The sequence below is a fragment of the Njordella aestuarii genome, from assembly GCF_056494165.1.
The window spans coordinates 2,947,588-2,963,534 of record NZ_CM151397.1 but is presented as its reverse complement, the minus strand read 5'-3'; the positions used below and the strand labels follow the sequence as shown (position 1 = coordinate 2,963,534).

The window sequence follows — 15,947 nt, the reverse complement described above, 5'->3', positions numbered from 1 at the left end:
CGAGCCGAGCGTTTTGGGATGGAGAGTCAACCGCGCGTGCCCTCGTTGTTACACACAAGTTTCAGTAGCTCCGGGGCCGAAGGTTTGCCAGCAAGTGGCGATTAGGTACATCGCTTGAAGGCCAAGCCATACTGTCTGTGGACCAGGCGGACCGGCGTTCTTGCGATTTACATATCCGCCAAGCTGCGCGACCAACTGCGTCATCTCAAGTAACGACGGTGGCTTCTTCGGGAGTGGCTTCCGTTTGACCACTTGCCAAACGCTCTTCCATTCCGCTTCGGTATACAAATGCGAACATGGCTTCTCGGCATGCGTGCGGCTCATCCGACACACATAAAGACTGCGCCATGCCACGATCAAGTACAACGCTAACGCTGGTAAGAACCGATCCATGTGCTCAAAACGTCGTGACTCAATCTTGCAGCCACTCTTGAGCACTTTGAAAAACAATTCGATCATCCAACGTTGTAGGTAGTACTCAATGACTAGTTCGACTTCCTCTCGCGTCGAGATTGGCAAGCTGGTCAGCAACAGCCACTCAATCGGTTCATCGCTCGTGGTTGGTTTCGTTTCTCGAACCAAGACCGCTCGGACTGAAACACCTTCGCGTTTGCCTACGCGTGGATCGTTCAGTGTGATCTCACCGCTGTGCACACTTACCAAAACACTTCGATCACGCCGGTCGGCCCGACTTGGATGGTGCTTGAGGGTTGCACTGCCCCAAGATTCCCGGGCGCGGATGTCAAGCTCACGAGTAAACAATGGTTTGCTTTGACGCAATGCTTCACGCACAGGAATCGATGGATTCGATTTGTTTTCCTTGTTCAAAATGCGGTCGCCATCGCTGCGGATCACCCACTCAAAGTCACTTTGTGATCGGCACAAATCGATGACTTCGGTAATGTCGCTCTCGCGATCAGCCAGCATGACGAGTTGTGTTTTGGGTAAGTGCGATTTGACTTCGGCGCAATGTTTGGCTGTGGTGAGCCAGCGGTAAGTCTCTTTCTCTTCGAAGGGTTTATTCTTGATCTGGATTCGTTTTTCGCTTGAGCCACGCTTGGCCGGTTGGTCTGCTCTGGGTTCGCGCGACCAAGCTTCGGCCGATACGGTTCCTAGCGGTGTGCCGTCGGTTGTGAAGGCATGCAGCAAGTGCAACAACGCTCCGCAACGATTTCCGTTTTGCAGTGGGCCGGCCCCTTCGACTTCCGAGTGGGGGCGCGTCAGGTCCAGTTCGGTCGTGTCTTGGATGAGCAAAGCGACTTTTTGGAGTTTGACTCGGCGGTAGGTGCTTTCGATGTGCGGTGCGATGACACTTTCAAAAGTGACTTTGTCATTATCGAAGAAGCGATAGGCGGCGACCATTTCGGCGCGGTCGTTGCAAGCCGCAGGAATGCTTGCAGTAGAAGCTTGCGAAAGGCTATCGAGCAGTTTTTGAAAGCGTTGTTCGAGTCGTTTATCGAATAGTTCGACGTCTTGAATTTCGTCCATGACCCACTGACTTCTCATGATCATTGACCTCCCTGTCAATTAGCGTCACATTCCCATCCCTGTTTGAAAACATCCCAAAATAATCAGCTTGACCTCGCCAAGCCGAATAGAACAAAATATAGCCTTTAAACTTGTGTGTAACAACAAAGTCGCCGCCGGGTGATTGGTGTCGTTATTTTGCTCTGGCGGCCTTCTGATGCTGACCTCAGATGAATTCCGAAAACGCTGGCTCAGCGATGGCGATTCAGACTCACTTGTCACGTTTCCGACCAACATTCTCATCGATATTGCCATTCCTTATGAATCAAAATCGTTTCTGACGAATGGTGGGTTGCCCGAATCGGCGGCACCATTCCTTGATTTCCGCGTGCCAGATAGTAACGCACTCCAGAATGTCGCCGAAATGTGGCAGCTTCCTCCTGAATACAATCGCTATCGAGTCATTGGCTTCACGGGTTCCGGCGATCCACTTTGCATCGACGAGTCTTTGAGTGGACAGATTGTCTATTTGAACCACGATTTCGATTTCCATCGTGTCCTGATTAATTCATCCGTTCCTCAACTGGCAGAAGCTTTATTGGCATTCCGTCACCTGATCAGCGAGACACAAAGGCGAAATGGCGAAGACGCATATCTTGATGGCGACATTCCACGCGATCTGCAACAATGGCTACTTAGTGAGATCATCCGCATTGATCCAGCCGCAGCGCATGCGGACTGCTTCTGGCCCAAAGAATTGGAAAACATTCGCGGAAGCGCAAAATAACAAAGCGTTGGACGCGGAGCCGCCGATCGCGTCGTTCCTGAAGTCAATGTTAATTGGCGGCGGCCCGGTCAACGCAAACGTTACCCGCATCGGGTCGTAGTCTTATGAACCATGCCCAACCTACTTCTTCTCGCCTCGTGCTTATTGTTGCGGCTCTGATTGCGTTGGTACTCATAGCCATCGTTTCGTTATCGGTTTCGTGGGCTGGGCATTGATGACGGGACGGGTTGCAGACACCAAGGTGTTGCCCGGAAACAAGCTGCCATCTCGAACTGCCCAAACTGTCTCTGCATCGGCGGGTTTGGCTCCAGGCGAACGGATACTTTACTTCTATTCGTCCGCAATGACGCCCGAAGGCGACGGTAATCTGTTGACCGACCAGCGTGTAATATCATACGTTAATGACGGAACTGACGCTTGGTGCGATTCCATTGCGGTTGATGATATTGTGTCGGTACACTTTACGAAGAGCGATAATTGGCTCGATGACTCCACAATTGTCATTACGTCATCCGACGGTTCCGAACTTACGCTGTACGCAAGTAGCGAAGGTGGTGGCGACGATCGTTTCGTAAACGCAATCCGCAGTGCCGCGAAAAAGGACGGCGGGTAACCATCCCGTGCACCGGAGCCGGGCTTGCGGCCGGTTTTGAAATGGTAGCCTTTACACTCCCGGCCCGGTGACGGGCACCGTTATGCGTCAAGTCCGAGGCTCAAAGTTTACACATCCGAACTCTGGCCCCGTAGCTACGCGAGGATCAACATGGTCGTCACGCAGCCACACCGTTTCTGCCACAATTGCGGTTGGCACAAACATCCAAGAACCATCATTCAGGTCGGCCCGCTCAACACGGTCCTGTTTCAATCCATCACAGAACTTCATCCCGATCGACGACACCACCTGCGAAGCATCCTCGTTCCAATGGCGGCAATTCTTGCAGCGTCTTTCGGCATCCCAATTAGACGCATAACAATGCGATGAACGCCGAGTTTGCTCGCTGTCCGGTGTTTCAATCGTTTCTGGTGTTGTCATCTCTTACCTTTTTGTTGACGTTAACAATATGGTCCGCAAACCGGGTTATCGCAGGCGTTACCCGATCGAAGCATGTACGTGAACGCCGTCACTAAACGTAGGCTCGTCCTAATAATCGGGTTCACGCTTATCTTTGCGATTGGTTGGTTTACCATTTCGCTCATTAAAACAATCCGCGAAATTCCTGAAGCCTACGCAGCATGGGACACGGGTACACTTTTGACGACCTACATGGACAAAAACGATGGTAGATGGCCATCAAATTGGGACGATCTTGCTACGGTAATCGATGATGGGCAACCTATGCTCTTTTCACGCTCGGATAGCGATGGCAATCCCATATCGAACAGGGAGTACATTGATAAACTGCGATCAATGATCAAAGTTGACTGGTCGTTTGATCCTGTCCCTGGAACAACCAGTTCCCCTGTCACTCGACCTGACGGCGGCAGTTTTCGGACGGTTTGGGTCGGCGCAGAACCCAATGAAATGGTAAGATCGTTCATCGCTCACCATGCAAACAACTCGGAGCGGACGGGTAACAATCCGATGCAACCGAGCGGCGAAGTTGGACGTTTTGAAGTGGATGATGAACCGTCGCCGCCGGCTGATCGGTAGCGTTATCCGACTGAAGCTGTGTATTTCGTAAACGCCTTCCATAGTGATTAATCCATACTCTTCTCCTTCGATTGCAGCATCTGATCGACCGCAGAATTGCGAACGCGTTCCAATGTGGATTCGTTGGGCGTCTGGCTTCCTTGCTGTCACGGGTGCAATATTCCTGCCATCAGTGTTGTGGATCGTATTCATCCCTGGTGGTATTGTTTGGCTTTTCTGGGTTTTTATTGCCTTCGGAAAGGCATGGGCCAACGTGCCTACCTTCTGGGCGTTCAGTATGTTGTGGAATTTGGGATGGGGGATTATTTTCTACACGCTTCAAGGTCCGAGTTTCAAGCCAATACTAATTCTTTTGCAATGTGGACTAGCTGCCGTTATTTCCGCCTGTGCACTGACACACACGAAAATCATTCGTCTCGGATAACCAAACAATGCACCGGAGCGACAAACGTGTGCTTATTAGAAATGGAACAATTACCGTTGTCGCTCGGTGATTGTTAGACGTTATCGCTTTCAAATCCTCGAATCATGCCGCAACCGAAACTCGATGAAGACTTGGTGCAACGTCTGGCCAAAATAGCGGCACGGCTAGATGGTGGCGACGAACTTGCCGACGCTTCGCTACTTGCCGAGTTCAATGAATGGGCTGGCACGGACATCCCGTTCTCGGAATTCCAGGGAATCTACGGCGCTGAAGAACACATTGATTATGTCCGTCGCGTGTTGACTGATGGGGCAACGGAAGCTTCGCCAGGCTTAGATCGCGAGGACTGGCGACAATGTTTGCAAAGGTGCTTGCCGACCCATGCGACGACGCTTATCTTCAATACGTGTTTTCTACAATCAAGAAGACGTTTGGTGACACACAGATCTCGGATTTGGTGTTTTGGCCGGGCGAATACTTCGGTGACGGCAATAATCATCGAGAACTTACCCCGGAACTCATGGCGGACGCTGTTCTCGAACGCCACGCCAAACGACAATCGCGATAACCAAGCGATGCACGCAAGTTGCCGGTCGGCCGCGAATTTGAATCATAGTTTTTTGGCGGCGACTGCGTGATCGCCAACGTTCGTGCTACGAAGGCTGACGCTCTACCGCACTAAATCCCGCATGAATCCATACCACTCGCCAAATGAACTAACCAGCGACAGCGCGGCATCTAACCCGTTGCATATGCGAATATCTATAGGTTCGGCGATGGGATATGGCGTTTGGCTGTTCGGTACGTTTCTCTTCACACTGATCGTTATGTTTGATTGTCTCGTTGGGACAAAACTGCCCGGTGGTGTGATCTACTTTGTATTCGTTCTCGGACCAATTCTCGGCATCTGTGGTGCGGTAGCAACTAATCACGGAACCCTTGGAAAAATCTCCTTGATCCTTACTACACTCTGTCTTCTACCGATCCAATTCATTATCATCGGAATGGTGCTAATTGCGACGACAGGGCTCGAGGGAACTCAATAATGCTCTGACTTGACGAAGACAGCACGAACCAACCGTTGCACCAAAGCCCGCGGTCGGGTGCTTTTGAAATGGAGACCTTCATCGCGCGGGCTGGGTGAACGGAGTCGTTCTGCAAGATAGCTGGCCAAATGAATACTAGGACACTAATTCCGGTAACTTTGCTGGCCTGTTTATTGTCATATGCTGCAATATCTTATCGGTCTGTTCGACCATATGAGACACTCCACAACGGCATGAAAGGAAGCGCAAACTCAACAACAATCATTACACCTATTGCGTGTCGTGGACCATCCTCTCCGACCGTTTTAATCGGTGAGGCGACGTGCTTGCAGATCCCGTACTTAGATGGTGAAAATCTACCATTTGTCATTTTCGTTGACCATTACGAGCACTCTGTCATCTCGATTGACGGGCAGGTTACATTTCCTAAAGAGCAATCAGATTCAATCTCATCTTTAACGTCGCTTGTTGTCGATGGCCAAACGTTTCAAATCCTTTATTCAATCTCGGATTCGCTTACCGCCAATGCAAAAGAAAATTTCTCATTGAATGGAACAGACTACAGTCTTTCGTCGGGGCGCATTTTTAGGATGCGTATTGATTCGCACGGTATTGCTGCCGTGGCGCAATTAGATCAAACTGCATCGAGAGAAATCTTCGGCAATGCGAAAACATTTACTGCGATGGCTAAACCAGTAATTGATTGGGCTCGCGCTACATCAAACAACTAAAACATGCCTGCAGAACAATGCGTTGCACCGAAGTGGCACTCAGGTGCGTTTTTTAGCCTAATGGCGTTCACCGGTGCCACTCGGTGAACGCGGTCGTTCGTCCGGCAAGAAGACATACTGAACACCATACCTAAAGCCACATCGCATGGACTCAACGAACAGCACCAACCCCTACGCACCACCGCTGTCAATCGAACGTTACCGCTTGTTCGGAACGCCAATGGATTTGCACCTGCGCGGAATCGCGACGGCAATTTGCTATCCGCTTGCTATCTTGCTCTACAAGTGGGACCCAACTGTACACGATGCCTCAATCGACATTCTCGCGAAGGTGATGATGTGGTCGGGTGTATTACTCATCGCTCCCCTTTTCATCGTGCCATGTCTTAATCAAAAGCGAATCGGACTATTGTGTTATGCAATCCCGATTCCAATCATCGCCATCTTGTGGATCCTTGGAATTCCACCGGGGATTCGGTAAACCGCGATTGCAGATGAACCAATGTAACAGCTCCACTATCGACAATACGGACGAACCAAGCGATGCACGCAAGTCGCCGGTCGGCCGCGAATTCAAATCATAGTGTTTTTGCGGCGACTGCGTGATCGCCAGCGTTATCAGGTCCAACAACATTTTTGCATTTCATGAAATATGATCGACGGGACTGAAACAATTTACCAACGAATTGCAGATGGTGCTGTTACCTCCCTTCCGGAAGACTGGAAAACAGCACAAATTGAAGCGGTGTTCTATTCAGACAGCATTGACTACTTTTGTGAATACACTACGGCATCTGGTAAGAGTGTAGACTTTGAGATCACAATGGACGTTACACGTGCATTCAGAGAGCTCCGAAGCAAATACAGGAACGCAGAAGTACCTTTGTGGGGACAGGCTAAATTTGAATTGCATAACGACGGCAAATTCACTATCAAGTGGGGTTATGATAATTGCGATGAGAATGGAGACACTGTTTGGAACGCGACAGAATGGCATCAGCGTTTGGAGAAACGCAGGAATCGTCATAACCATGGCTAGCGTTATAATATTGACGGATAACTAGTGGATGCACCGAAGTGGCGATGCGGTGGGAATTTGAAATGGTGGGTTTACCTTCGCCACTCGGTGATCCTTGTGTTATTTGGCTAAAACCTGAGAAACATGCGAATTGCTCTAATCCTACTGATTCTTGCTCAACTGCCGGCGTCCGCGTTCGCCCAGCAGGCGAATCCGGCTGAGCGGTGGGATCGTGCCGTTTGTCTCTTCACGGAAAAGAAGAAATCCGATGGGAATCGCGGGTATGCGTCTGCGTTTCTGGTCAAAAAGTCAAATGACCTTTTCCTCGTAACGGCATTGCACGCGGCAAAAGACACCGACGGCCTGTCGAAGTTGCTCTTCAGAAATCGTAGTTCGGAATCGAAATGGGCAACTCTCGATGTGGTCGCTGATTGCAAGGCAAATCCTTGGCGTTCATACCAAAACTCTGACATCGCGGTTGCGAAGCTTAATCTTCAAGAAGAGAAATCACGAGCCGCGTATCTTGATCTCGACGCGTTGGCAATCGACTACGAGAGCATTCCGCTGGACACTCTAATGAGGACAACGGAGATTGAAATTACTGGATTTCCAATTGGGATAGGCTCAGTACCGCCAATTTCGTCTCTTGCAATGAAAGGCTCAATAACGTCCCGCGAAATGATGGCAGACGCTCAATGGGGAGCTGAGCCTGTTATTTATGCTGTTCCAGTTGTTGGAGCTGGATGTAGCGGCGGCCCCGTATTCAAATCCTCCGATGATGTGACGCAATGTGACCTTGTCGGTATGTATATTGGAATGGCATACGATCCAACAGGTGTAAAACTGAGCAAGATCGTCCCATCGCGAATAATTCGTCTCGCGATTGATGCCTTCGAACCGTCAAACGCTGAAACTGCCAAATAACCATCCGATGCACCCGAGTCGCCGAGTCGGGCGTTTTGACAATGGAAGATCTCTCGCGGCGACCCTCGTTGTTACACACAAGTTTCAGTAGCTCCGGGGCCGAAGGTTTGCCAGCAAGTGGCGATGAGGTACATCGCTTGAAGGCCAAGCCATACTGTCTGTGGACCAGGCGGACCGGCGTTCTTGCGATTTACATATCCGCCAAGCTGCGCGACCAACTGCGTCATCTCAAGTAACGACGGTGGCTTCTTCGGGAGTGGCTTCCGTTTGACCACTTGCCAAACGCTCTTCCATTCCGCTTCGGTATACAAATGCGAACATGGCTTCTCGGCATGCGTGCGGCTCATCCGACACACATAAAGACTGCGCCATGCCACGATCAAGTACAACGCTAACGCTGGTAAGAACCGATCCATGTGCTCAAAACGTCGTGACTCAATCTTGCAGCCACTCTTGAGCACTTTGAAAAACAATTCGATCATCCAACGTTGTAGGTAGTACTCAATGACTAGTTCGACTTCCTCTCGCGTCGAGATTGGCAAGCTGGTCAGCAACAGCCACTCAATCGGTTCATCGCTCGTGGTTGGTTTCGTTTCTCGAACCAAGACCGCTCGGACTGAAACACCTTCGCGTTTGCCTACACGTGGATCGTTCAGTGTGATCTCACCGCTGTGCACACTTACCAAAACACTTCGATCACGCCGGTCGGCCCGACTTGGATGGTGCTTGAGGGTTGCACTGCCCCAAGATTCCCGGGCGCGGATGTCAAGCTCACGAGTAAACAATGGTTTGCTTTGACGCAATGCTTCACGCACAGGAATCGATGGATTCGATTTGTTTTCCTTGTTCAAAATGCGGTCGCCATCGCTGCGGATCACCCACTCAAAATCACTTTGTGATCGGCACAAATCGATGACTTCGGTGATGTCGCTCTCGCGATCAGCCAGCATCACGAGTTGTGTTTTGGGTAAGTGCGATCTGACTTCGGCGCAATGTTTGGCTGTGGTGAGCCAGCGGTAAGTCTCTTTCTCTTCGAAGGGTTTATGCTTGATCTGGATTCGTTTTTCGCTTGAGCCACGCTTGGCCGGTTGGTCCGCTCTGGGTTCGCGCGACCAAACTTCGGCCGATACGGTTCCTAAGGGTGTGCCGTCGGTTGTGAAGGCATGCAGCAAGTGCAGCAACGCTCCACAACGATTTCCGTTTTGCAGTGGCCCGGCCCCTTTGACTTCCGAGTGGGGGCGCGTCAGGTCCAGTTCGGTCGTGTCTTGGATGAGCAAAGCGACTTTTTGGAGTTTGACTCGGCGGTAGGTGCTTTCGATGTGCGGTGCGATGACACTTTCAAAACTGACTTTGTCATTATCGAAGAAGCGATAGGCGGCGACCATTTCGGCGCGGTCGTTGCAAGCCGCAGGAATGCTTGCAGTAGAAGCTTGCGAAAGGCTATCGAGCAGTTTTTGAAAGCGTTGTTCGAGTCGTTTATCGAATAGTTCGACGTCTTGAATTTCGTCCATGACCCACTGACTTCTCATGATCATTGACCTCCCTGTCAATTAGCGTCACATTCCCATCCCTGTTTGAAAACATCCCAAAATAATCAGCTTGACCTCGCCAAGCCGAATAGAACAAAATATAGCCTTTAAACTTGTGTGTAACAACAAAGCGGCGACCGGGTGATCGGTAACGTTCGTCTTGAAACCATGCAGATACTGAAAATCGTTGTCAAAGTCTTGATTGCATGCATGGCACTTGCCATCATCAACGGCTCAATGGCCGATTCTGCTCCGCGGCTTGTGGGAAGGCAGAGACACTTGTATTACTTGACTACCTTCGGATCCGTCGCGTTGCTACACCTGTTGATTTGGCAGTTCATCGTTGGCAATTCAGCTATAGTAGGGCGTGATCCAAAATCGTTCATTGAACTCGGCAGATCAAAAACGTTCTATTCTGGAACAACGGCTTTCGGATACATTGTCTTAGCTACACATTGTTTGCGGCTCGCAGGCTACCCACCATTTCCCCCGACGGCCTCTTTGGTCGATGGAAGATCGCTAATTTATGGACTCACTACAGGACTAACCTTGATTGGCATCGGAATGGCTGCGAGATTACGACTATTGCTTCAGACTTCGGTCAATTCCGGAGCGAAGTAGTATAGAATGAAGCGGGTTTACCAAGAACAACTCGTTCGAGTGTATCGCAATTAGAGACGAACAAAGTGGTGCACCGAAGTCGCCGCCGTCGCGTTGCTGACTTTTAGAAACGTGGTCTCCGGCGACATCGGTGACCACTGGCGTTCGTCGGGAAGAACATGAGGCGAAAACCTCCATTGGCCCCACTTACGATCAACAGCTTTCGAATAGCAGCGCCCATTCAACCTCCAAGCCATCGCAATTAACAAATGCTACGTCTAGTAATACTTGCAATCACGAAGCTGTTAGGAACGCTACTTTTTCTGAGCGGTCTTTATCTAATTCTGATATCATTGGCTTCTGGCAATATCCCTGACCGTCCTGTCCTCGTTGGATACGGCATTACAATCGGTGGGTGGATTTTGGCTGGATTAGGGGCAGCGATTTTTGGATACAGTCCAAAGAAAAAGCAACCTGAAGCAACAAGCGTTTGACCTGAACTTGTACAATCGACGAACAAAGCGATGGACGCGAAGGCCGCGAGCGGCCGTGAATGACTTGCGTTGAGTCAACTTACGCGGCCTCGGTCATCGCGGACGTTATGCCGCAAATGACTGATACAAACACGATGGAATCTTGCTCACACGATGCGCATTCAGTTGCCGAGCGCGCGGCGGAGATCATGCGGCGAGAGCCACGAACCGAAAAGACTCCGGCGATCCTGGCGTCGTTTGCGCATCCCCTTAATTACCGGCATCCCCTCGACACAATCCCGCATGAGCGCATCGCAGCGGCGCATGGCACGAATTTCGCGACCGTCGTGCAGGCGCTGCGCAATGCGAACGGACAACTTGTGCCCCAACCTCGACTGCCTGAATTGGGCATTGAGCTCCGTACTGGTGAAACTGCGATGTCCAACGGTGCGACCGTGCAAGGCCCACCCTTCGTATCGGCAGGGCGACTCCAGGCTGGACTGCACATGGCCAAACACTATGCCTTGATAGAAACGGGCCACGGTTCCCACTTCTGGGGAGTGCCCAATCGCAATGTGCTCTCGGAAGCGAGCAACATCCCGGTCATCGTCATCGGTGAGATTGTAGATCCTGAGGGGAGAGGAAAAGCGAATCACGAAGAGTATTATGTCAGGAACCCCATTTGGGTCGACAACCTTCCTGAGGACCACCCCTGGTACGGATGGACCTATGAGCAAGTTGGCACGATTATGGACGCGATGCAGATTCAAGCCGAGCGGGTAAATACTCGCATGTTGCTGGTGTGGGACCCGGAATCAAAGGGCCGGGACGAGACGTACCGCGAAGTCATGAAGGACGTGATTGCGATGATCTCCGCTGAACAAGAGATTGACTACGCGGATGTGCCTGTGCGTATGGTGAAGGAGTTGACGGAGACACAGATGAATTGCTTGACGGCCGACGATGTAAGAGGATTGCTTGCAATCGAGCAGGCGCAAACTCGGAATCGGCATACCAATGCGATGCACCGAAGTCGCGGAGCGGCCGCTTCCTGATGGTGAGTTTACTTGCCGCGACATCGGTGATCGCGAGCGTTATCCGTTAAAACTAAAGGCAACTCCAATGAACCAAAAGCCTGATCCCTTTTCCGTCCGCAAGCTCGCTAATGGAAAATGGGAGGTGCTAATTAAGGACGACGATTCGCTTTCATGCAACTCGGAAGCGGACGCGATGATTATTGCGTCCGCTCCTATTTATGAATACGAATCTCTCAATCGAATACGTACTGGACCAGACTTCGCCAACGAACTGGAACAACTCGCTAATGCTCTCGAAAAAAACGGACTTCGATACGGTGCCGGATTCTTTCGTGATAGCGCAGAGCAAGCTAGAACATAGACAGATTACTACTCTTGAAGAACACTTTCGCCGATTGGCTGCTCATGCTCGACGACCGATACCGCCACATCCACTTTTACCTGCCTTCTATAAATGTTCGTCTGAGCCTTCAGCGCAGCCTTTTGATGCGTTTCTGCCTCAACAATCACTGTATCGTGTGTCGTCTCTGTGATACTTACAGCCCACTTTTTCATAACAAAAACTCCAAAAACGGATAACCATGCGTTGGACCGAAGTTGCGGGTCCGCCGCCATTTTCTAAAAAGTCAACCGCCGCAACTCGGTCAACGCTAACGTTCGCCAAAGTAATAGTGCCTGCTCATGAGTTCGCTGTATTGGATGACTCTCGCTGCTTTTTGCCTGCTCATTGGAGCCTATCCGCTTATATACCTGTTGGCCGATGGCAAGATTGGCCTGCTTCAAACAAAATCCGATCAACTCGTGAACGATGCGTGGTGGTGGCGGCTGGGATTCTATACACACATAGTCTGTGGCGGAGTCGCACTATCAGTTGGCTGGTCGCAGTTCGTTAAGTCGTGGCGAGAACGCTACTTGAAATGGCATAGAGTAATCGGGAAATTGTACGTTCTTATGGTCTGCGTGAGTGGCTTGGCGGCCATTGGTATTTCGCCTCAGACATCCACAGGCTGGATTGCCGGTTTAGGCTTTGGCAGCTTGGGAGTGATTTGGGTGTTCGTGACGTTGCAGGCATACAAAAGTATTCGGCAAAGAAATGTGCATCGGCACCAGAGGATGATGGTCTACAGCTACAGTGCTTGCTTCGCAGCTGTGACCTTGCGATTTTGGTTGCCTTTGCTGACCGGTGTAATTCGCCTCGATTTTGCCGTTGCCTACCCGATTGTGGCATGGCTCTGCTGGGTGCCAAACCTCGTCGTCGCTTATTCAATCAATTCAAGATCTTTAACGAACGCACCGGAGTTGTTGCTGCGTTCGCCAGCAGTAATGGGCAGCACGGACAAAAGCTGAGTCGTCAAACCTATATTCGGCGAACAAAGCGTTGGACGCGGAGCCGCCGATTGCGTCGTTCCTGAAGTCAATGTTGATTGGCGGCGGCCCGGTCAACGCCGCCGTTATTTGGCTCAACTCATCAGTCGTAAATTCGAAGGGTGTACCCGATCATCAAACGTAAACTTCAGTTCGACACCCTTGAAGAGGCGGTTCTTGATGCTGAACGATTGCTCCAAACCGGTTACGTGATGACCGGAAATTGGGATTTAACTCAGTGCTGCAATCATATGGCAAAAGTGATGCTCTATCCGATTGACGGTTTCCCGCGTTTCCCACTGCACATGAAGATTGCCACGGGGATAATGCGATTCACTATCGCACCGGTCATGTTGAACCGTATTCTGCGTACCAATCAATGGCCCGAGCGAGTTCCGACAGATACCGAGTCTCTTCCCGTCGAAACTGGACGTGATCAACCCGCTGTTGAAGAATTCCGTTCTGCTGTGAATCGACTGCTAAACTTTAATGGTCCGTGGAAGACATCGCCGTTGTTTGGCCTGTTGGGGAAGGATCAACTAATACATTTGCACAGAATACACACCGCACATCACCTCGGGTTCCTTGTACCAAAATCCGATACAGCCAAATAACCATCGCGTGCACCGGAGCACGCGAGCCAGCGTTTTTGAAATTGAAAATCTTTCGCGCGTGCCCGGTTACGCGTGTCGTTATTTGGCAAAAGCAAAACCTACTGCGTACGGAGACACACGATGCGATACATGCAAAGACCTTTTCTCCTTATCTGCCTGGCTCTATTCGCAGTAATTTCTGTTGCCTACGCAGCAACTCCTGCGTCAATCACCAACGGAGACTCCTACCATCTTTACACCCAAGCGTTGACTTCGACGGACGCCGGTGTCGTCGTTGTCCCCTCCCGATTCAAATGGAGCATCGAAACAAGTTGGAGCGGCATTGACGCGCAGGGCAAAGACTTGCCTGACACTCGTGTGATGATGCGCCTCTATGACCCCGATCACAACTTCACGGCGTTTACGGCGCAAATGGATTTGGACAACGCAGAGAACCTACAAAGACAACTCGCAGATATCATCGCGAAGAAGCGGCAGAATCCTGACTATCAACATCGACCACAACTGTACGATCCCAGTATGATTCCAACTGGACGAATCACTGGCGTTGGCGATAACGGGCAAGCCACGATCGAATTTGAGAGCGGAAAAGCCAAATAACAAAGCGTTGCACCGGAGTTGCGGCCGGTGGGTTTTCTGTTTTTCGAGCATCCACCGGCCGCAACCCTCGTTGTTACACACAAGTTTCAGTAGCTCCGGGGCCGAAGGTTTGCCAGCAAGTGGCGATTAGGTACATCGCTTGAAGGCCAAGCCATACTGTCTGTGGACCAGGCGGACCGGCGTTCTTGCGATTTACATATCCGCCAAGCTGCGCGACCAACTGCGTCATCTCAAGTAACGTCGGTGGCTTCTTCGGGAGTGGCTTCCGTTTGACCACTTGCCAAACGCTCTTCCATTCCGCTTCGGTATACAAATGCGAACATGGCTTCTCGGCATGCGTGCGGCTCATCCGACACACATAAAGACTGCGCCATGCCACGATCAAGTACAACGCTAACGCTGGTAAGAACCGATCCATGTGCTCAAAACGTCGTGACTCAATCTTGCAGCCACTCTTGAGCACTTTGAAAAACAATTCGATCATCCAACGTTGTAGGTAGTACTCAATGACTAGTTCGACTTCCTCTCGCGTCGAGATTGGCAAGCTGGTCAGCAACAGCCACTCAATCGGTTCATCGCTCGTGGTTGGTTTCGTTTCTCGAACCAAGACCGCTCGGACTGAAACACCTTCGCGTTTGCCTACACGTGGATCGTTCAGTGTGATCTCACCGCTGTGCACACTTACCAAAACACTTCGATCACGCCGGTCGGCCCGACTTGGATGGTGCTTGAGGGTTGCACTGCCCCAAGATTCCCGGGCGCGGATGTCAAGCTCACGAGTAAACAATGGTTTGCTTTGACGCAATGCTTCACGCACAGGAATCGATGGATTCGCTTTGTTTTCCTTGTTCAAAATGCGGTCGCCATCGCTGCGGATCACCCACTCAAAGTCACTTTGTGATCGGCACAAATCGATGACTTCGGTAATGTCGCTCTCGCGATCAGCCAGCATGACGAGTTGTGTTTTGGGTAAGTGCGATTTGACTTCGGCGCAATGTTTGGCTGTGGTGAGCCAGCGGTAAGTCTCTTTCTCTTCGAAGGGTTTATTCTTGATCTGGATTCGTTTTTCGCTTGAGCCACGCTTGGCCGGTTGGTCTGCTCTGGGTTCGCGCGACCAAGCTTCGGCCGATACGGTTCCTAGCGGTGTGCCGTCGGTTGTGAAGGCATGCAGCAAGTGCAACAACGCTCCGCAACGATTTCCGTTTTGCAGTGGGCCGGCCCCTTCGACTTCCGAGTGGGGGCGCGTCAGGTCCAGTTCGGTCGTGTCTTGGATGAGCAAAGCGACTTTTTGGAGTTTGACTCGGCGGTAGGTGCTTTCGATGTGCGGTGCGATGACACTTTCAAAAGTGACTTTGTCATTATCGAAGAAGCGATAGGCGGCGACCATTTCGGCGCGGTCGTTGCAAGCCGCAGGAATGCTTGCAGTAGAAGCTTGCGAAAGGCTATCGAGCAGTTTTTGAAAGCGTTGTTCGAGTCGTTTATCGAATAGTTCGACGTCTTGAATTTCGTCCATGACCCACTGACTTCTCATGATCATTGACCTCCCTGTCAATTAGCGTCACATTCCCATCCCTGTTTGAAAACATCCCAAAATAATCAGCTTGACCTCGCCAAGCCGAATAGAACAAAATATAGCCTTTAAACTTGTGTGTAACAACAAAGCCGCAACCCGGTGAACGCT

General features: G+C 50.9%; 22 protein-coding genes. 17 read left to right on the top strand and 5 right to left on the bottom strand.

The annotated features are described in order from the left end of the window. Window positions 1–48: 48 nt before the first annotated feature. The gene (locus SH451x_RS11560) at window positions 49–1,506 is read right to left on the bottom strand and encodes an IS4 family transposase (RefSeq protein WP_479361910.1); all 1,458 of its coding nucleotides are present in this window, start codon (window positions 1,504–1,506) and stop codon (window positions 49–51) included. 178 nt (window positions 1,507–1,684) lie between these two features. On the opposite strand from SH451x_RS11560, the gene SH451x_RS11555 reads away from it, so the two are divergent. Further along, window positions 1,685–2,254, top strand: a complete 570-nt coding sequence (locus tag SH451x_RS11555; protein ID WP_479362615.1) for an SUKH-4 family immunity protein — start codon at window positions 1,685–1,687, stop codon at window positions 2,252–2,254. Window positions 2,255–2,468: 214 nt separating this feature from the next. Next, complete coding sequence (locus SH451x_RS11550; protein WP_479362614.1) at window positions 2,469–2,867, top strand: hypothetical protein; 399 nt, start codon at window positions 2,469–2,471, stop codon at window positions 2,865–2,867. An 87-nt stretch (window positions 2,868–2,954) separates the two neighbouring features. Here the strand turns inward: SH451x_RS11550 and SH451x_RS11545 are convergent, their stop codons facing one another. Further along, the gene (locus tag SH451x_RS11545; protein ID WP_479362613.1) at window positions 2,955–3,287 is read right to left on the bottom strand and encodes a hypothetical protein; all 333 of its coding nucleotides are present in this window, start codon (window positions 3,285–3,287) and stop codon (window positions 2,955–2,957) included. A gap of 78 nt (window positions 3,288–3,365) precedes the next feature. Here SH451x_RS11545 and SH451x_RS11540 point away from each other — a divergent pair, with 78 nt between their 5' ends. From SH451x_RS11540 to SH451x_RS11505, 8 genes are all read left to right on the top strand, one after another. Continuing rightward, window positions 3,366–3,905 (top strand): hypothetical protein, encoded by a 540-nt coding sequence (locus SH451x_RS11540; protein WP_479362612.1) that lies wholly within the window; start codon window positions 3,366–3,368, stop codon window positions 3,903–3,905. Window positions 3,906–3,948: 43 nt separating this feature from the next. Next, entirely contained in the window at window positions 3,949–4,329 is a 381-nt protein-coding gene (locus SH451x_RS11535; RefSeq protein WP_479362611.1) for a hypothetical protein, read from the top strand. A gap of 104 nt (window positions 4,330–4,433) precedes the next feature. Continuing rightward, window positions 4,434–4,967, top strand: a complete 534-nt coding sequence (locus SH451x_RS11530) for a hypothetical protein (RefSeq protein WP_479362610.1) — start codon at window positions 4,434–4,436, stop codon at window positions 4,965–4,967. A 51-nt stretch (window positions 4,968–5,018) separates the two neighbouring features. Continuing rightward, entirely contained in the window at window positions 5,019–5,375 is a 357-nt protein-coding gene (locus SH451x_RS11525) for a hypothetical protein (RefSeq protein WP_479362609.1), read from the top strand. A gap of 233 nt (window positions 5,376–5,608) precedes the next feature. Continuing rightward, entirely contained in the window at window positions 5,609–6,106 is a 498-nt protein-coding gene (locus tag SH451x_RS11520) for a hypothetical protein (RefSeq protein WP_479362608.1), read from the top strand. 145 nt (window positions 6,107–6,251) lie between these two features. Next, window positions 6,252–6,587 (top strand): hypothetical protein, encoded by a 336-nt coding sequence (locus tag SH451x_RS11515; protein ID WP_479362607.1) that lies wholly within the window; start codon window positions 6,252–6,254, stop codon window positions 6,585–6,587. Between the two features lie 171 nt (window positions 6,588–6,758). Beyond that, window positions 6,759–7,145, top strand: coding sequence for an immunity protein YezG family protein (locus tag SH451x_RS11510; RefSeq protein ID WP_479362606.1), 387 nt, complete (start codon window positions 6,759–6,761; stop codon window positions 7,143–7,145). A gap of 123 nt (window positions 7,146–7,268) precedes the next feature. Beyond that, complete coding sequence (locus tag SH451x_RS11505; protein WP_479362605.1) at window positions 7,269–8,048, top strand: S1 family serine peptidase; 780 nt, start codon at window positions 7,269–7,271, stop codon at window positions 8,046–8,048. 71 nt (window positions 8,049–8,119) lie between these two features. On the opposite strand, the gene SH451x_RS11500 is transcribed toward SH451x_RS11505, so the two are convergent. Further along, window positions 8,120–9,577, bottom strand: a complete 1,458-nt coding sequence (locus SH451x_RS11500) for an IS4 family transposase (RefSeq protein WP_479362604.1) — start codon at window positions 9,575–9,577, stop codon at window positions 8,120–8,122. 168 nt (window positions 9,578–9,745) lie between these two features. On the opposite strand from SH451x_RS11500, the gene SH451x_RS11495 reads away from it, so the two are divergent. The 4 genes from SH451x_RS11495 to SH451x_RS11480 all read left to right on the top strand — a co-directional run bounded on the left by SH451x_RS11495 (window position 9,746) and on the right by SH451x_RS11480 (window position 12,048). Beyond that, window positions 9,746–10,198, top strand: a complete 453-nt coding sequence (locus SH451x_RS11495) for a hypothetical protein (protein WP_479362603.1) — start codon at window positions 9,746–9,748, stop codon at window positions 10,196–10,198. A gap of 248 nt (window positions 10,199–10,446) precedes the next feature. Beyond that, window positions 10,447–10,671, top strand: a complete 225-nt coding sequence (locus SH451x_RS11490) for a hypothetical protein (protein ID WP_479362602.1) — start codon at window positions 10,447–10,449, stop codon at window positions 10,669–10,671. 59 nt (window positions 10,672–10,730) lie between these two features. Then, window positions 10,731–11,705 carry a hypothetical protein gene (locus SH451x_RS11485; RefSeq protein WP_479362601.1) on the top strand — a complete coding sequence of 325 codons (975 nt, stop codon included), beginning with the start codon at window positions 10,731–10,733 and terminating at the stop codon, window positions 11,703–11,705. Window positions 11,706–11,772: 67 nt separating this feature from the next. Continuing rightward, on the top strand, window positions 11,773–12,048 hold the full coding sequence (locus tag SH451x_RS11480) for a hypothetical protein (RefSeq protein WP_479362600.1): 276 nt from the start codon (window positions 11,773–11,775) through the stop codon (window positions 12,046–12,048). 8 nt (window positions 12,049–12,056) lie between these two features. On the opposite strand, the gene SH451x_RS11475 is transcribed toward SH451x_RS11480, so the two are convergent. Then, on the bottom strand, window positions 12,057–12,242 hold the full coding sequence (locus tag SH451x_RS11475; RefSeq protein ID WP_479362599.1) for a hypothetical protein: 186 nt from the start codon (window positions 12,240–12,242) through the stop codon (window positions 12,057–12,059). Between the two features lie 126 nt (window positions 12,243–12,368). Between SH451x_RS11475 and SH451x_RS11470 the strand changes: the two genes are divergently transcribed. From SH451x_RS11470 to SH451x_RS11460, 3 genes are all read left to right on the top strand, one after another. Continuing rightward, entirely contained in the window at window positions 12,369–13,034 is a 666-nt protein-coding gene (locus tag SH451x_RS11470; RefSeq protein ID WP_479362598.1) for a DUF2306 domain-containing protein, read from the top strand. A gap of 140 nt (window positions 13,035–13,174) precedes the next feature. Continuing rightward, window positions 13,175–13,666, top strand: a complete 492-nt coding sequence (locus tag SH451x_RS11465) for a DUF1569 domain-containing protein (RefSeq protein ID WP_479362597.1) — start codon at window positions 13,175–13,177, stop codon at window positions 13,664–13,666. A 120-nt stretch (window positions 13,667–13,786) separates the two neighbouring features. Then, the gene (locus tag SH451x_RS11460) at window positions 13,787–14,266 is read left to right on the top strand and encodes a hypothetical protein (RefSeq protein WP_479362596.1); all 480 of its coding nucleotides are present in this window, start codon (window positions 13,787–13,789) and stop codon (window positions 14,264–14,266) included. Window positions 14,267–14,339: 73 nt separating this feature from the next. Here SH451x_RS11460 and SH451x_RS11455 read toward each other — a convergent pair whose 3' ends face one another. After that, the gene (locus tag SH451x_RS11455) at window positions 14,340–15,797 is read right to left on the bottom strand and encodes an IS4 family transposase (protein WP_479361071.1); all 1,458 of its coding nucleotides are present in this window, start codon (window positions 15,795–15,797) and stop codon (window positions 14,340–14,342) included. Window positions 15,798–15,947 lie beyond the last annotated feature (150 nt).

Coding starts and splice junctions, on each gene's coding strand:
- SH451x_RS11560 (WP_479361910.1), bottom strand. CDS start 1,506: ATGAGAAGTCAGTGGGTCATGGACGAAATTCAAGACGTCGAACTATTC.
- SH451x_RS11555 (WP_479362615.1), top strand. CDS start 1,685: ATGCTGACCTCAGATGAATTCCGAAAACGCTGGCTCAGCGATGGCGAT.
- SH451x_RS11550 (WP_479362614.1), top strand. CDS start 2,469: ATGACGGGACGGGTTGCAGACACCAAGGTGTTGCCCGGAAACAAGCTG.
- SH451x_RS11545 (WP_479362613.1), bottom strand. CDS start 3,287: ATGACAACACCAGAAACGATTGAAACACCGGACAGCGAGCAAACTCGG.
- SH451x_RS11530 (WP_479362610.1), top strand. CDS start 4,434: ATGCCGCAACCGAAACTCGATGAAGACTTGGTGCAACGTCTGGCCAAA.
- SH451x_RS11525 (WP_479362609.1), top strand. CDS start 5,019: ATGAATCCATACCACTCGCCAAATGAACTAACCAGCGACAGCGCGGCA.
- SH451x_RS11520 (WP_479362608.1), top strand. CDS start 5,609: ATGAAAGGAAGCGCAAACTCAACAACAATCATTACACCTATTGCGTGT.
- SH451x_RS11515 (WP_479362607.1), top strand. CDS start 6,252: ATGGACTCAACGAACAGCACCAACCCCTACGCACCACCGCTGTCAATC.
- SH451x_RS11510 (WP_479362606.1), top strand. CDS start 6,759: ATGATCGACGGGACTGAAACAATTTACCAACGAATTGCAGATGGTGCT.
- SH451x_RS11505 (WP_479362605.1), top strand. CDS start 7,269: ATGCGAATTGCTCTAATCCTACTGATTCTTGCTCAACTGCCGGCGTCC.
- SH451x_RS11500 (WP_479362604.1), bottom strand. CDS start 9,577: ATGAGAAGTCAGTGGGTCATGGACGAAATTCAAGACGTCGAACTATTC.
- SH451x_RS11495 (WP_479362603.1), top strand. CDS start 9,746: ATGCAGATACTGAAAATCGTTGTCAAAGTCTTGATTGCATGCATGGCA.
- SH451x_RS11490 (WP_479362602.1), top strand. CDS start 10,447: ATGCTACGTCTAGTAATACTTGCAATCACGAAGCTGTTAGGAACGCTA.
- SH451x_RS11485 (WP_479362601.1), top strand. CDS start 10,731: ATGACTTGCGTTGAGTCAACTTACGCGGCCTCGGTCATCGCGGACGTT.
- SH451x_RS11480 (WP_479362600.1), top strand. CDS start 11,773: ATGAACCAAAAGCCTGATCCCTTTTCCGTCCGCAAGCTCGCTAATGGA.
- SH451x_RS11475 (WP_479362599.1), bottom strand. CDS start 12,242: ATGAAAAAGTGGGCTGTAAGTATCACAGAGACGACACACGATACAGTG.
- SH451x_RS11470 (WP_479362598.1), top strand. CDS start 12,369: ATGAGTTCGCTGTATTGGATGACTCTCGCTGCTTTTTGCCTGCTCATT.
- SH451x_RS11460 (WP_479362596.1), top strand. CDS start 13,787: ATGCGATACATGCAAAGACCTTTTCTCCTTATCTGCCTGGCTCTATTC.
- SH451x_RS11455 (WP_479361071.1), bottom strand. CDS start 15,797: ATGAGAAGTCAGTGGGTCATGGACGAAATTCAAGACGTCGAACTATTC.